The sequence below is a fragment of the Pseudarthrobacter sp. B4EP4b genome (assembly GCF_006680095.1).
Classification (GTDB): domain Bacteria; phylum Actinomycetota; class Actinomycetes; order Actinomycetales; family Micrococcaceae; genus Arthrobacter.
The window spans coordinates 12,638-27,097 of sequence record NZ_VHIJ01000012.1 but is presented as its reverse complement, the minus strand read 5'-3'; the positions used below and the strand labels follow the sequence as shown (position 1 = coordinate 27,097).

Below are 14,460 nucleotides of genomic sequence, written 5' to 3'. Positions count from 1 at the left end.
CGAACGACGGCAATCCGGGCATCCATGGCAGAGCGCCGAACATGCACCCCTGCTTCGAACATCTCGCGAGAATTGAGGACTGATCCCTGTGGTCAAGAATACTGAAATCAACCTTAGTACCCTCACCAGGGACCTGAAGAAGAGCCCCAGTGACGCAGTGGTCATCGGTGTGGGGAAGGGCACTGACGGTCCGGTGCTCCTGGACAACCCGCTGACGGCCAAGAGTGCCGAGGCCCTGGCGGAGTCCCTCAAGTCGCTGGGCGTCACGGGCGCCGCAGACCAGATTGTCCGCCTTCCCGGCCTTCCGGAAACGGGAGCCGGAATCCTGGTCCTCGCCGGCACCGGCAGCGTGGCGGCCGGAAAGCCGCTGACGGAAGAAGCGCTCCGCCGCGCTGCCGGCTCCGCCGTCCGCCAGCTTTCCGGCCTCGCCACGGTTGTCCTGGCCCTTCCGACGGCGTCCGTCGCCGACGTGGCGGCAGTCGCCGAAGGTGCCGCCCTGGGCGCCTATTCCTTCACCGAATTCCGGTCCTCCACGGACGGGCTGAAGGATCCGGTCAAAAATGCTGTCATCTTCACGGACCTGGCCGGCAACGACGGCGTCAACGCAGCACTGAAGCGTGCCGGCCTGCTCGGCAAGGCCGTTAACGCCACCCGGTCACTGGTCAACCAGCCGCCGAGCCACCTCTACCCGGAGACGTTCGCCGAGGCCGCAAAGGACCTGGCCAAAGGCCTGCCCGTCAAAGTCACCGTCTGGGATGAGAAGCGGCTGGAAAAGGAAGGCTTCGGCGGCATCATGGGCGTGGGCAAGGGCTCAGCCCGCCAGCCCCGGCTGGTCAAGGTGGAATACTCCCCTGCCAAGGCAACCTCGAAGATCGCCCTCGTTGGCAAAGGCATCACGTTTGACACCGGCGGCATCTCCATCAAGCCGGCCCTCGGCATGGGCGACATGAAAAGCGATATGGCCGGCGCCGCCGTCGTCCTTAATACTGTCCTGGCCCTGGCGGGACTGGGCCTGCCGGTGAAGGCGACCGCATGGCTCTGCATCGCCGAAAACATGCCCTCCGGGGCGGCGTCCCGCCCGGCGGACGTCCTCACCATGTTCGGTGGCAAAACGGTTGAGGTCCTGAACACCGACGCCGAGGGCCGCCTGGTGATGGCAGACGGCATCGTGGCCGCCAGCCGCGAATACCCGGACGCCATCATCGACGTCGCCACGCTCACCGGCGCGCAGCTGATCGCCCTGGGCAACCGCACCGCCGGCGTGATGGGGTCGGAGAGCGTCACGGGTGCCCTGAAGACCGCGGCGGACCGTGCGGGCGAACTGGTCTGGCCCATGCCGCTGCCGGAGGAACTGCGCCCCAGCCTCGATTCGCAGGTGGCCGACCTGGCCAACATCGGCGAACGCCACGGCGGCATGATGACGGCGGCCGTTTTCCTGCGCGAATTCGTGGGTAAGGGCAAGGACGGGGAACAGATCCCCTGGGCCCACATCGACATCGCCGGGCCTTCCTTCAACAACGGAAGCCCCTACGGCTACACCCACAAGCAGGGAACGGGCTGCACGGTCCGGACCCTGGTGGCCTATGTAGAGGACATCCTGGCAGCAGCCGCCTGAGGCCAACGGGCAGCCGTAGCCCGGTAACTGCGCGCCCTGCGGCACGGGATGTTCCCTGCGCCGCAGGGCCGCGTGACACTCGACACAAGCGCTCCACAAACGCGGCGCCAAGGTGGAGCATGGATAAGTGGTTCGCTAAGGTGAACCACGGTAGTCACAAATGCAAGAGAACAGGCACGCTGACATAATCACGGCAGTGCAAGTTCCAAGACCAGATGATGCGCGGAAGAACGCGTCATCGTTCACGCGAGGGAGCGTTTAAGTGGCCGATCAGGCAACTGCGCAAGAATTCGACATCCTGGTACTCGGTGGAGGCAGCGGTGGATACGCCGCCGCCCTGCGGGCCGTACAGCTTGGCCTGACCGTCGGCCTCGTGGAGAAGGCAAAGCTGGGCGGCACCTGCCTCCACAACGGCTGCATCCCCACCAAGGCGCTGCTGCATTCGGCAGAGCTCGCCGACCACGCCCGTGATTCCGCCAAGTACGGCGTGAACGTCACCCTGGACGGCATCGACATCACCGCCGTCAACGCGTACAAGGACGGCATCATCGCCGGCAAGTACAAGGGCCTCCAGGGCCTGATCAAGTCCAAGGGCATCACCGTCATCGAAGGTGAGGGCAAGCTCCAGGGCACCGACACCGTTGTGGTGAACGGCACCGCCTACAAGGGCAAGAACATCGTTTTGGCCACCGGTTCCTACTCCCGCACCCTTCCGGGCCTGGAAATCGGCGGCAAGGTCATCACCTCGGACCAGGCCCTGACCATGGACTCCATCCCCAAGAGCGCCATCATCCTCGGCGGCGGCGTGATCGGTGTCGAGTTCGCTTCCGTCTGGAAGTCCTTCGGCGTGGACGTCACCATCGTGGAGGGCCTGCCCTCGCTGGTCCCGAACGAGGACGCCACCATCGTCAAGAACTTCGAACGTGCCTTCAAGAAGCGCGGCATCAAGTTCTCCACCGGAGTCTTCTTCCAGGGCGTTGAGCAGAACAACGACGGCGTGAAGGTCACCCTCGTGGACGGCAAGACCTTCGAAGCGGACCTCCTGCTCGTCGCCGTCGGCCGTGGCCCCGTCACCGCCAACCTGGGCTACGAGGAAGCCGGTATCACCATCGACCGCGGCTTCGTCATCACCAACGAGCGCCTGCACACCGGCGTCGGCAACATCTACGCGGTCGGCGACATAGTCCCCGGCGTGCAGCTGGCGCACCGCGGCTACCAGCAGGGCATCTTCGTGGCCGAGGAAATCGCCGGCCTCAAGCCGGTGATCGTCGAGGACATCAACATCCCCAAGGTCACCTACTCCGATCCCGAAATCGCCACCGTGGGCTACACCGAAAAGGCAGCCAAGGAAAAGTTCGGCGACGACCAGGTCCAGACCCAGGAATACAACCTCGCCGGCAACGGCAAGAGCTCCATCCTGGGCACCTCCGGACTGGTCAAGCTGGTCCGCCAGAAGGACGGCCCCGTGGTGGGCGTCCACATGATCGGCGCCCGCATGGGCGAGCAGGTGGGCGAAGCCCAGCTGATCGTGAACTGGGAAGCGTACCCCGAGGATGTGGCGCAGCTGGTGCACGCCCACCCCACCCAGAACGAGTCCCTGGGCGAAGCCCACCTGGCACTCGCGGGCAAGCCCCTTCACGGCTAGTCTCCCCCCAAGCACCAAAGGGCCTGGTGCACCCGGCACGAAATGCCGGGTGCACTAGGCTGGCCAACAAGGCAGCAATCATCCGCACTAAAGATCAATAAGGAGAACGGGGACGACATGTCTGAATCCGTTAACTTGCCCGCCCTCGGTGAGAGCGTCACCGAAGGAACCGTCACCCGCTGGCTCAAGCAGGTAGGTGACCGGGTAGAGGTGGACGAGCCGCTGCTCGAAGTCTCCACCGACAAAGTAGACACTGAAATCCCCTCTCCTGTAGCTGGCGTGATTGAGGAAATCCTGGTTGCCGAGGACGAGACCGCCGAGGTAGGCGCTCCCCTGGTCCGGATCGGCGACGGCTCCGGTGGCGGCGCCCCCGCTGCACCGGCCGAAGAAGCTCCTGCGCAGGAAGCTCCCGCTGCCGCTCCGGCTGAAGAAGCCCCCGCCCAGGAAGCACCTGCACAGTCTGCGCCCGCCCAGGAAGCACCGGCAGCTCCGGCAGCCGGCGGCGGCGAAGGCCACGAGGTCACCCTCCCTGCCCTGGGCGAAAGCGTCACCGAAGGCACCGTCACCCGCTGGCTGAAGGCCGTGGGCGACTCCGTTGAGGTGGATGAGCCGCTCCTGGAAGTTTCCACCGACAAGGTGGACACCGAGATCCCGTCCCCCGTTGCCGGCACCCTGCAGGAAATCCGGGTCAACGAAGACGAAACCGCAGAGGTCGGTTCCGTCCTGGCCGTCATCGGCTCCGGTGCAGCTGCTGCCCCCGCCGAAGCGCCGGCCGCACCCGCCCCGGCACAGGAAGCGCCGGCACAGGAAGCCCCCAAGGCTGAAGCGCCGAAGGCTGAAGCACCTGCCCCGCAGGCCGCTCCCGCACCGGCCGCGGCACCCGCTCCGGCAGCAGCACCTGCCGCAGCCGAGGCTGCACCCTCAAACGGCGGATCCGAGTCCGGTTACGTCACTCCCCTGGTCCGCAAGCTGGCGAACCAGCACGGCGTGGACATCGCCTCACTCTCCGGCACCGGCGTGGGTGGACGCATCCGCAAGCAGGACGTCATCGCCGCCGCCGAGGCCAAGGCCGCACCGGCCGCAGCGCCGGCAGCAGCACCGGCCGCGTCTGCTCCCGCAGCCTCCAACGCCGCAGTTTCCTCGCTGCGCGGCACCACGCAGAAGGCACCGCGCATCCGCCAGGTCATCGCCCGCCGCATGCGCGAATCCCTGGAGATCTCCACCCAGCTGACCCAGGTCCACGAGGTGGACATGACCAAGGTGGCCAAGCTCCGTGCCCGCGCCAAGAACTCGTTCCAGGCGCAGAACGGCGTCAAGCTGACCTTCCTGCCGTTCATCGCCAAGGCCGTCGCCGAGGCCCTCAAGCAGCACCCCAAGCTCAACGCTGCCTACGACGAGGCCAAGCAGGAAATCACCTACCACAACGCCGAGCACCTCGCGATTGCCGTGGACACGGACAAGGGCCTGCTGGTTCCGGTCATTTCCGACGCCGGCAACCTGAACCTCGCCGGCCTGGCGGGCAAGATCGCCGACGTTGCCAGCCGCACCCGCGACGGCAAGATCGGCCCGGACGAGCTGTCCGGCGGCACCTTCAGCATCACCAACATCGGTTCGGTCGGGGCCCTCTTCGACACCCCGATCATCAACCAGCCGCAGGTGGGCATCCTGGGCACCGGCGCCATCGTCAAGCGCGCCGTGGTTGTTTCGGATGAAAACGGTGACGACTCGATCGCCATCCGCTCCATGATGTACCTGTCGCTGACGTATGATCACCGCCTGGTGGACGGCGCGGACGCCGGCCGGTTCCTCCAGACCCTGAAGGCACGCCTGGAAGAGGGCGCCTTCGAAGCGGACCTGGGGCTGTAACAGGCCAACAACGCACGCACGGCGGTGCAGGCAGCGGTGGGAAACCAGCGCAACGCCTGCACCGCCGTCGGCGTTTAACTACTACAAGCTGTAGAACCTCTGGCTACACTGGTCCCATGAACATCGTCTATAACATTGTGGTTTTCCTGCACATCGTCGGCGCCGCCATGATCGTGGGCATCTGGATCGGCCAGATGAAAAATCCCACCGTCCACCCCCGCCAGTTCGACGGCGCCATGCTCCAGCTGCTCACCGGCATCGCCCTGATGGGCCTGATCCCGGCCCTGGACATGGACGCCAACTACGCCAAGCTGGGCATCAAGTTCGCCATCGCCCTTGCGGTTGGCGTGGTGGCCTTCATCGGCCGCCGCAAGTACAAGAACAACGAGCCCGTCAGCATGGGCCTGGCGCACGCTGTGGGCGGTTTGGCGCTGCTGAACGTAGCCATTGCCACCATCTGGCAGTAGGCAATTTTATCTGCACCGTACGACGGCGACGCTCCCTTCTGCGGGGGCGTCGCCGTCGGCGTTTTAACGCCATGGTCACAATCCTCTGACAGCGGACAACCCGTGCACCCGGGGTGCCGAATCCATAGGATGGGTAGCGGCGGGGTCCTGGCAGCAGCCTGCCCCGGTTCGAATCGATTTGAGGAGTGGTTATGGCAGCAACACGCACCGCGCACACCGTATGGAACGGCGACCTGATGACGGGTTCCGGAAACACCACGCTGGACAGCTCCGGCCTTGGTACCTACGAGGTCACGTGGAAGGCCCGCACCGAGGCTGCCGGCGGCAAGACCAGCCCGGAAGAACTCATTGCGGCAGCCCACTCGGCCTGTTTCTCCATGGCCTTCAGCCACGCACTTGCCCAGGCCGGACATTCCCCTGAGGAAGTCAACACCAAGGCTGATGTCACGTTCGTGCCGGGCACCGGCATCACCGGGAGCCACCTGACCATGTCTGCGCGGATCCCGGGCATCTCCGAGGACGAGTTCCAGAAAATCGCAGCAGAAGCCAAGGTGGGCTGCCCCGTCTCCGGCGCCCTCGCCAGCATCGATATCACCCTGGACGCCACGCTGCAGTCCTAAGCCTCTCCCCAGGCAAAACAAAGGCCCTGCCCGGCCGGAAGATTTTCCGGCCGGGCAGGGCCTTTCGTTGGGCTTTGCGGCTAGGGCTGCCGGCTTCCCGGCCGGCGGGCCGGCAGCGGGGCCGGGCGGAGCCGGCGGTAGCCCTCGCGGGCCGGCGGCCGGTCCGTGGGAAGCTCCTGCACCATTTCCTTCAGCGCACCGATGCCGTACTCCAGCTGGGGATCCCGGCCGGCCGCGTAGGCATGCGGCGGGTACGCCACTTCGATGTCCGGGTCCACGCCGTAGTTCTCAACGCCCCAGCCCACGCCGCCGCTGAACCAGTTGGCGTACCGCGGCTGGGTGACCCCAGTGCCGTCGGCCAGGGAGAACCTGTTATCAATGCCCACCACACCGCCCCAGGTGCGGGTTCCGATCACAGGGCCAATGCCGCGGAGCTTGGACACTTGGGTGATGATGTCGCCGTCGGAACCGGCAAATTCATCGGCGAGGATGATGACGGGCCCGCGCGGGGCATGGTGCGGGTACGTCCGCGGCTTTTCGCCGCGCGGCATGCTCCAGCCGGTGACTTTACGCCCGATCAGCTCGGCCACCAGCTGCGACGTGTGCCCGCCGCGGTTGCGCCGCACGTCTACGATGAGTCCATCCAGGGCCGTTTCCGTATCGAGGTCCCGGTGGAGCTGGGCCCAGCCGTTGGCCATCATGTCCGGGATATGCAGGTAACCGAAGGTTCCGCTGGACGCCTCACGCACGGTGCGCCGGTTCGATGCCACCCACTCCTGGTACCGCAGGCGCTCCTCGTCCTTCACCGGAACGACGGCAACCCGCCGCTGCGTGCCGGCACGTCCGCCGTGCGCGGTGCCGTTGAGCAGCGTCAGTTCCACGGCCCGGCCCGCGGCTCCGACCAGTTGCATGGCCGGGGTGACGGAGGCGGACAGCGGAACCCCGTCGACGGCCAGCAGGATGTCGCCTGCCTTGGCGCCCACGCCCGGGCGGGTCAGCGGAGATGTAGCGAGCGGGTCTGAGGACTCGCCGGCAAGGATCCGTGTGATTTCCCAGCCGGCCGGGGTGAGCGATAGGTCCGCGCCCAGGCGCCCCTGGCCGTGGCTGCCGTTTTCGGTGACCGGCGCCGGCTTGACGTAGGCGTGGGACGTTCCAAGTTCGCCGTGCAGCTCCCACAGGAGGTCCACCAGGTCATCGTGCGAGCCCAGGCGGTCCACCAGGGGGCGGTAGCGCTTGTGGATGGACTCCCAGTCCTGCCCGGCCATGTCCTCTGCCCAGAAGAAGTCGCGCTGCAGCCGCCAGGCCTCGTCGAAGGCGTGGCCCCAGACGCGGAGCGGTTCCATCATGACCCGGATCCGCCCCAGGTCAACCTTGACAAGGTCGCCGGATTCCTCGTCCACCTTTTTGTCCGCCGGGACCACCGTGACCTTCTTTTCGGAGATCAGCACCACTTTGCTGCGGTCTCCGGAGAGCCGGAAACTGTCCAAAGACTCCACCAGGGTGGTCTGCTTCCGGCGGGCGAGGTCGAAACGGGACAGGCTGGGGCGTGCATCCTTGTCCTCCTGGCTGGCTTTGCCGTCACCGGTTACCCCGGCGAGGGCCCAGTCGAGCCACAGCAAAGCGCCGTCGGCCGCCTTCAGTGACGTGTAGTTGCCCTGCGGCACGGGAACGCCGATAACGCGGTGGGCCAGGCCCTCGGGATCCACGATGACTTCGGGGGCGGCCGCCTCATCCTGCTTCGGGTCAGCCTTTGCCGCCTCAGCCTCACCGGCATCGGGATCCACTGAAGGACCAAAGGGCGACGGCGTGTCTGCAGCCAGTGCCACGAGGTAGGGCTTGATGGGGCTGGGGAAGGAGAGGTCGAAGGAGTGCCCGTCATAGACGGGGTCGAAGCTGCGGTTGGACAGGAAGGCCAGGAACTTCCCGTCCGGAGTGAAGGCGGGAGACGTGTCCCGGAACCGGCCATCCGTGACGTCCACCGGGCCGGCCCCGGGATCCGACACCTTTGCCAGCCGGAGCCGGCTGCGCGAACCGAAAGAGGTGACCGGCTCGGACCAGACCAGCCACTGGGAGTCCGTGGACCAGGCGAGGTCCGAAACGGTGCCTTCGCCGATGCTTGCCACCAGGGTCAGTTCGCCGGTCCGCGTATCGGCCGCGTAGACCTCGCCGAACGATGTGCCCAGCGCAAGCCAGTTGCCGTCCGGGCTTGCCTCCAGCGAACTGGTCCGGGTGGGGCGCGGAAAACCGATGCGCAGCGTTTGGGCGTGCGCAGCCGGCTCGGCCTTCGCGTTGTCAGGAGACGGCGTTTCCTCAGGAGCGACGTCAGCCTGCTGGTCATCCCGGACGGCGGTCTTCGCTGTGTTCGCGGCCAGGACTGCAGCGCCGGCAGCAGGGACCGGCTGCGGCAAAGGCGCGTGCTCCTCGTCACGGCCCTGTGCCGGGGCGGCTGCCCCACCGTCCTGAGGTCCGGCGGGCCTGGCTGCGGAGGGTGCGTCGGAGGTGCCGGGGACGGGCCCGGCGACATCCTTGATGAATAGTGCTTCGACGCCGTCATGATCGGCGACGTAGGCCAGTCGCCCGTTGTTCAGCGGCCTTGGGAGGCGCGCGCGGACCCCTGGGGTTGCTTCGATGATGCGCGATGGACCGTCTTTGTGGCGGAGCCAGGAGATGGTGCCGTGGGCTTCCACCGCACTGGCCGAGCCGGCAGCGTCCGGGACTGCCTCGCCCAGGTGTTTGGCTGTATTAAGCAGTGCCGGCCGCCTCGACTGCGAGGCCGACCCCAACGTGATGTCCAGCCGCACGGCGTCGGCCCCGAGCCCGGAAAGCACCCACAGTTCACCCGCAGACTCGAAGACGATCCGCTTGCCGTCCGTGCTGGCATGGCGGACATAGAAGTCCTCGTGGTCCGTGTGGCGCTGCAGGTCTTTTCCATTGGGCAACACCGAATACAGGTTGCCGTAACCCTCCTGGTCGGACAGGAATGCAATCCGCCCGTCCACCCACATGGGGTCGGCGAGGTTGCCGTCCAGGTCCGGCAGCAGGCGCTCAAACTCTCCATTGCCGTCGTTGTCGATCCAGAGCTTTCCTGCAGTGCCTCCGCGGTAGCGCTTCCACCAGGCGGGCTCGCGGGACAATACGCTGCCCACCACTACGGGCCGCTCATCACCCACCTCGGGGCCGAAGGCCACCGACTCCACCGGGCCGAACGGCAGCTCTTCCGCCCAGCCGCCGTCGAGCGGGACGCTGTAGGCGTGCGTGTGCCTGCTTTCGGCCTGCCGGAACGCGCTGGTGACAACCACTGAGCCGCTGGCGGTGAAGCCTTTGACTTTGGTGGTGCTGTGACCAAAGTACGTCAGCTGCCGGTAATCCCCGCCGTCTACTGCCGCCGACACCACCTCCGGCGCCGTTCCCTGCACCACCGTCCACACCAGCCGCTGCCCGTCGGGGGTGAAGCGCGGATTGCGGGCAGGAAGCTGGAGCGAGGAGACACGCCATGCGCGGCCGCCGTCCAAGGGTGCAATCCACACGTCGTCCTCGGCCACGAATGTGACCAGATCGCCGTGCACGTGCGGGTAACGGAAGTAGCTCGAAGAGGTCATCGTTCGATCATAGTCATCCCCCACGCGGCGCCGTTGGAGGTGCCGGTGTGGCAGCCGTGGTGTGATGGACAGCATGCGCATAGTCATCGCCGGGGCCTCCGGGCTGATCGGAACCCACATGTCCGCAACCTTCCGTACGGCCGGCCACCAGGTGATTTCCCTGGTGCGGCGCGAGGCCTCCTCAGCCGCGGAAGTCCAGTGGAACCCGGCCGCCGGTGAACTGGACCCCAAGGCGCTGGAAGGCGCTGACGCCGTCGTTAATCTTTCCGGCGCCGGCATCGGGGACAGGCCGTGGACGCGAAAACGGGTTGCGGAGCTCTTCAGCTCCCGGCTGGATGCCACCCGCACCCTGACCAGCGCCATGCGCCAACTGGATTCCCCGCCGCCCGTATTTATCAGCCAGTCCGGTGCCGGCTACTACGGTGACGCCGGGAACACCGTGCTCCGGGAAGATGCGCCGCAAGGTGCCGGGACGCTGGCCCGGATCTGCGCCGAGTGGGAGGCTGCAGCTGCCGCCGCTCCCCCTGGTATACGGGTGGTGACTCCGCGCACGGCGGTGGTGCTCAGCCGTAAGGGAGGAGCACTGGGCAGGCTGCTGCCGCTGATCCGGCTGGGGATTGGCGGCCCGCTGGGGAATGGCCGCCAGTACTGGCCCTGGATCACCCTGCCGGACGTCTCCGCGGCTTTCCTCTTCCTGCTGGAATCGGACGTAAGCGGCCCGGTCAACCTGTGCGCCCCCGAGGAAGCCAACGTCAACGAGCTGGTGGCTGCCCTGGCCCATGCCCTGCACCGTCCCGCTGCCCTGAGGGTTCCGGGTCCGGTGCTGCGGTTTGTCATGCGCGATCTGGCCGATGAACTGCTGCTCGCCAGCCAGCGGATGGAGCCCGCACGCCTGTCCTCTGCGGGATTCACCTGGCAGCACCCAACGCTCGCCCAGGCAGCCGAGTGGGTGGCCGGCAAGGAGTAGCGGCTCTCCGGCCGCAGACAAGTCAAGGGCCTGGAAGGATTTCAGTGACCCGCCACCTGCCGTCGACGGATACAAGCACAACGCGGATCCGCTGCTCAGCACCGGCGGCACCGGCCGCGACAACGGCACCCTGGGCGTCCTTCTCCTCGTAGGCGGACGAGGCGGACGTCACCGCCACCACTGCACGGGCCGATGTTGCGCCCTCTTCTGTGTGCACCTGCGACAGTGCCGTGGAGAAGCCCGCAAGCCTATGCCCGGATGCCTGCAGGCGCTCGGCAATTCGCCGGTCTGCTGCTGCGGCACCTGCGCCCGGCTGGTTCACTTCGTCCAGCAGTTCCAGCCTGCCGGAACTGAAGGCCAGGGACCTCAGCGACGACAGTCCCTGGACTGCCACCCCGGGATCCGGCGAACCCGCCTGCAGCCGCGCGGCGTCGGCCGGGTCCTGCCGCTGCGGCGCCTCCACGGAAGGCGTTTCCGGGTAGGCACCTGCGGTTCCGGCACTTTGGCCGGCGGGCGGCGAACCCGGTCCTGCTGCTGTGAGCCCCGCTCCAACAAGCCACCAGGCACAGACGGCCGCGGTAAGGGCTGCGGCGGCAACAGCACCCCGCCGCAGCGCTCCCCTGGGTTCCGCCTGAGCGTGCCGGGCCCTGCCCCGCATCCCGGCAGGCCGGCTCTTCTCCCGGTTTACCGCGGCCTGGTTGTTCCGCCGGTCCGGCGCGGGCTTGCCCCTCCGCTTGTCCAGCGCGGGCTGTCCTATTCCTTGCCCACGCGCGATCTGGTCCTTCCGCTGGTCCCCGGGGGCCTGGCCGGGCATGGCCTGGGCTGCCGTGGACACCGTGGAGTCCGACGCCGGGAACGGCAACTTCTGCGGGTTAGGGAACCAACCGGCCCATGTCGATGTTGCCAGCCGGCGCCGCAAGAAATCGAGCCTTTCGCGCAGTCCGCTGGGTGATGCCGGCGCGTGCAGGCGCGTCACCAGTTCAGGAAGGACTGTGGGATGGACCGCAGACGCGAGATCAAGTGGCAATGGCGATGCGCTCCGGTAGATGGCGGTCCCGAATGCTGCTGCCGTGGGCCGCAGCCGCCGGTCTTCGTTAAGCCCGGACTCAAGAGCCACGGCGAGCTCTTTGGGGACGGCCGGAACCAGGAGTGTCAGCGGTGGGCGGTCCACCGTGCGTTGCGGCGGCGACCCGGTCAGGCAGAACCAGCCCAGGGCGGCAGCCGAATACACGTCGCGCTCGGGTTGCAGGCCGGCCCGGACGGCGTCCACGGGTGCCGGATCCGTAAAGCCCGGCGTGCCACGGCCCGGCGCGGACGCAGGATCGCCAAGCATCCGGGCGATTCCGACGTCGGACAGCATCGGCTTCCCCTGGCCGGTAAACAGGACGTTGCCCGGCGAGACGTCGGCATGCGTGAACCCCTTGCTGTGCAGGTATCCGAGCACCTGCGCGATGGGCGTCAAGACTGTCACCGTCTCGCCGGCACTCAACCTGCCCCGTGCCGCCACCAGCCCACCGAGCGAACCGGCGGGTGCATAGTCCATGATCAGGCCGGCCGTACTGTCTTGCCCGTCTTCCACCCTGACGGCGCTATGGGCCTTAATAAGGTGGGGGTGGTCCAGCACTGAGAGGATACGGATTTCGCGGCGGATCCCCTCTTCCGTCATCTCTTCCCGGCGTGCTGCCCGCCGCGCGGTCCGGCGGAGGCACTTCAGGGCAAACTCACGGCCAGTCCTCTCCTCCTTGACCAGCCAGACTGAAGAGCTGCCACCGTGGCCGAGCAACCTCCCCACCGCATATCCGGGGACCCTTGGGCGCTGCGATTCTTCCATGACCTATGTCTAGCCGAATCCGGAACCCCGTGCAGAAGTTATCCACAGGTAGGCACAGGCCTGGCTCCAAGGGCTTTTTCGGCCGATGGGGGCTGGCTCACTGCCCGGGGTGAGCTTCAGCACTAAACCGGGCCTGCGGCCCCCCAAGGTCTAAGCTGGTTCCCATGACTCTTGAGTTTTCACAGCTGGGTCTTGCTCCGGACTTTGTGGACTACACCCGCGGTTGGGCCGTTCAGAGCGAACTCCATGACGACGTCGTCGCCGGCAAGGCCCCCAGCACCGTCCTTCTCCTGGAACACGCCCCGGTCTACACGGCCGGCAAACGCACCGAGGACCATGAGCGGCCCTTTGACGGTACCCCCGTTGTCCCGGTGGACCGTGGCGGTAAACTTACCTGGCACGGCCCGGGCCAGCTGGTGGGATACCCCATTATCAAGCTGAAGAACCGCGCGGGCATCCGTGATTATGTGGAACGCCTCGAGTCCGTGATCATCGCCGTCCTCGCCGACTATGGCATCGAGGCTGTACGGATCAAAGGCCGTGCCGGGGTCTGGCTCACTGCCGATGACAAGGGCCCGGACAGGAAGATCGCAGCCATCGGCATCCGCGTCCACGAGGGCGTCACCATGCATGGCTTCGCCATCAACTGCAACAACGATCTCACCCCGTACTCGCAGATCATCGCCTGCGGCATCACCGATGCGGGCGTGACCACCATCGCCCAGGAAACCGGTTATGACGTTGCCCCGGCAGACCTCGTTTCCCGGATCACCGAAGAACTGCGCAAGAATGAAGACGCCCTGGTCGCTACCCCCGAAGGAGCTCTACTGTGACATTGGCACCTGAAGGCCGGAAGCTTTTGCGCGTTGAACAGCGTAATTCTGCTGTTCCGGTGGAGCGCAAGCCGGAGTGGATCAAGGCCAAGGTCCAGATGGGTCCGGAGTTCGTCGGGCTAAAGAACCTGGTGAAAAAAGAGGGCCTGCACACGGTGTGTGAGGAGGCCGGCTGTCCCAACATTTTTGAGTGCTGGGAGGACAAGGAAGCCACGTTCCTGATCGGCGGGTCCGAGTGCACGCGCCGGTGTGATTTCTGCCAGATCGATACCGGCAAGCCCTCCCCGGTAGACATGTTCGAACCCACCAAGGTGGCCCGGTCCGTGCAGGCCATGCAGCTGCGCTACGCCACCGTCACCGGGGTGGCCCGCGACGACCTGGCGGACGAGGGCGTGTGGCTGTACGCCGAAACGGTCCGGAAGATCCACGAGCTGAACCCGGGCACCGGGGTGGAGCTGCTGATCCCGGACTTCTCCGGCAAACCCGAACACATCGCCGCGATCTGCGACTCCAAGCCCGAAGTCTTCGCGCACAACGTGGAAACCGTGCCAAGGATTTTCAAGCGGATCCGGCCGGCCTTCCGGTACGAGCGGTCCCTGGATGTGATCACGCAGGGCCGGAACCTGGGCATGGTGACCAAGTCCAACCTGATCCTGGGCATGGGCGAAACCCGTGAAGAGATCTCCGAAGCGCTGCGGGACCTGCACGAGGCGGGGTGCGACCTGATCACCATCACCCAGTACCTGCGCCCGTCCGAGCGGCACCTGCCGGTGGACCGGTGGGTCAAGCCCCAGGAGTTCGTGGACCTCCAGGACGAGGCCATCGAGATCGGCTTCCTCGGCGTAATGTCCGGCCCGCTGGTGCGCTCCTCCTATAGGGCAGGCCGGCTCTGGGCCACCGCAATGCGCAAGAAGGGCCGGGACATCCCCGCCGAACTCGCCCACATCGCCGAGGGCATCCAGGACTCCGGAACCACCCGCCAGGAAGCCAGCTCACTGCTCGCCGCGCACTCCTGAC

Annotated in this window: 10 protein-coding genes; 8 read left to right on the top strand and 2 right to left on the bottom strand. The window is 66.6% G+C overall.

Going from position 1 to position 14,460, the window contains the following annotated elements:
* Positions 1–88: 88 nt before the first annotated feature.
* The 5 genes from FNL14_RS04790 to FNL14_RS04770 all read left to right on the top strand — a co-directional run bounded on the left by FNL14_RS04790 (position 89) and on the right by FNL14_RS04770 (position 6,213).
* Positions 89–1,615: a leucyl aminopeptidase gene (locus FNL14_RS04790; RefSeq protein WP_142058085.1), complete on the top strand. Its 1,527-nt coding sequence runs from the start codon at positions 89–91 to the stop codon at positions 1,613–1,615.
* 262 nt (positions 1,616–1,877) lie between these two features.
* Entirely contained in the window at positions 1,878–3,260 is a 1,383-nt protein-coding gene (gene lpdA, locus FNL14_RS04785; protein ID WP_142058083.1) for a dihydrolipoyl dehydrogenase, read from the top strand.
* Positions 3,261–3,377: 117 nt separating this feature from the next.
* Positions 3,378–5,126: a 2-oxoglutarate dehydrogenase, E2 component, dihydrolipoamide succinyltransferase gene (gene sucB / locus FNL14_RS04780; RefSeq protein ID WP_142058081.1), complete on the top strand. Its 1,749-nt coding sequence runs from the start codon at positions 3,378–3,380 to the stop codon at positions 5,124–5,126.
* Between the two features lie 116 nt (positions 5,127–5,242).
* Complete coding sequence (locus FNL14_RS04775; RefSeq protein ID WP_142058079.1) at positions 5,243–5,593, top strand: hypothetical protein; 351 nt, start codon at positions 5,243–5,245, stop codon at positions 5,591–5,593.
* Between the two features lie 191 nt (positions 5,594–5,784).
* Entirely contained in the window at positions 5,785–6,213 is a 429-nt protein-coding gene (locus tag FNL14_RS04770) for an OsmC family protein (RefSeq protein ID WP_142058077.1), read from the top strand.
* 80 nt (positions 6,214–6,293) lie between these two features.
* Here the strand turns inward: FNL14_RS04770 and FNL14_RS04765 are convergent, their stop codons facing one another.
* Positions 6,294–9,812, bottom strand: coding sequence for a S41 family peptidase (locus FNL14_RS04765; RefSeq protein ID WP_142058075.1), 3,519 nt, complete (start codon positions 9,810–9,812; stop codon positions 6,294–6,296).
* 73 nt (positions 9,813–9,885) lie between these two features.
* Here FNL14_RS04765 and FNL14_RS04760 point away from each other — a divergent pair, with 73 nt between their 5' ends.
* A complete protein-coding gene (locus FNL14_RS04760; RefSeq protein ID WP_142058073.1) occupies positions 9,886–10,779 on the top strand; it encodes a TIGR01777 family oxidoreductase in 894 nt (297 codons plus the stop codon).
* Positions 10,780–10,801: 22 nt separating this feature from the next.
* Here FNL14_RS04760 and FNL14_RS04755 read toward each other — a convergent pair whose 3' ends face one another.
* A complete protein-coding gene (locus FNL14_RS04755; RefSeq protein WP_142058071.1) occupies positions 10,802–12,610 on the bottom strand; it encodes a serine/threonine-protein kinase in 1,809 nt (602 codons plus the stop codon).
* 164 nt (positions 12,611–12,774) lie between these two features.
* Between FNL14_RS04755 and lipB the strand changes: the two genes are divergently transcribed.
* Together lipB and lipA are read left to right on the top strand one after the other, a co-directional pair.
* Positions 12,775–13,443, top strand: a complete 669-nt coding sequence (gene lipB, locus FNL14_RS04750) for a lipoyl(octanoyl) transferase LipB (protein WP_142058070.1) — start codon at positions 12,775–12,777, stop codon at positions 13,441–13,443.
* Positions 13,440–14,459, top strand: coding sequence for a lipoyl synthase (gene lipA, locus FNL14_RS04745; RefSeq protein WP_142058068.1), 1,020 nt, complete (start codon positions 13,440–13,442; stop codon positions 14,457–14,459). Before lipB ends, lipA begins: the two co-directional genes overlap by 4 nt.
* Position 14,460 lies beyond the last annotated feature (1 nt).

Excerpts from the sequence above, each read along its gene's own strand:
- FNL14_RS04770 (WP_142058077.1), top strand. The coding sequence starts at position 5,785 with ATGGCAGCAACACGCACCGCGCACACCGTATGGAACGGCGACCTGATG.
- lipB (WP_142058070.1), top strand. The coding sequence starts at position 12,775 with ATGACTCTTGAGTTTTCACAGCTGGGTCTTGCTCCGGACTTTGTGGAC.
- FNL14_RS04775 (WP_142058079.1), top strand. The coding sequence starts at position 5,243 with ATGAACATCGTCTATAACATTGTGGTTTTCCTGCACATCGTCGGCGCC.
- FNL14_RS04765 (WP_142058075.1), bottom strand. The coding sequence starts at position 9,812 with ATGACCTCTTCGAGCTACTTCCGTTACCCGCACGTGCACGGCGATCTG.
- FNL14_RS04755 (WP_142058071.1), bottom strand. The coding sequence starts at position 12,610 with ATGGAAGAATCGCAGCGCCCAAGGGTCCCCGGATATGCGGTGGGGAGG.
- sucB (WP_142058081.1), top strand. The coding sequence starts at position 3,378 with ATGTCTGAATCCGTTAACTTGCCCGCCCTCGGTGAGAGCGTCACCGAA.
- FNL14_RS04760 (WP_142058073.1), top strand. The coding sequence starts at position 9,886 with ATGCGCATAGTCATCGCCGGGGCCTCCGGGCTGATCGGAACCCACATG.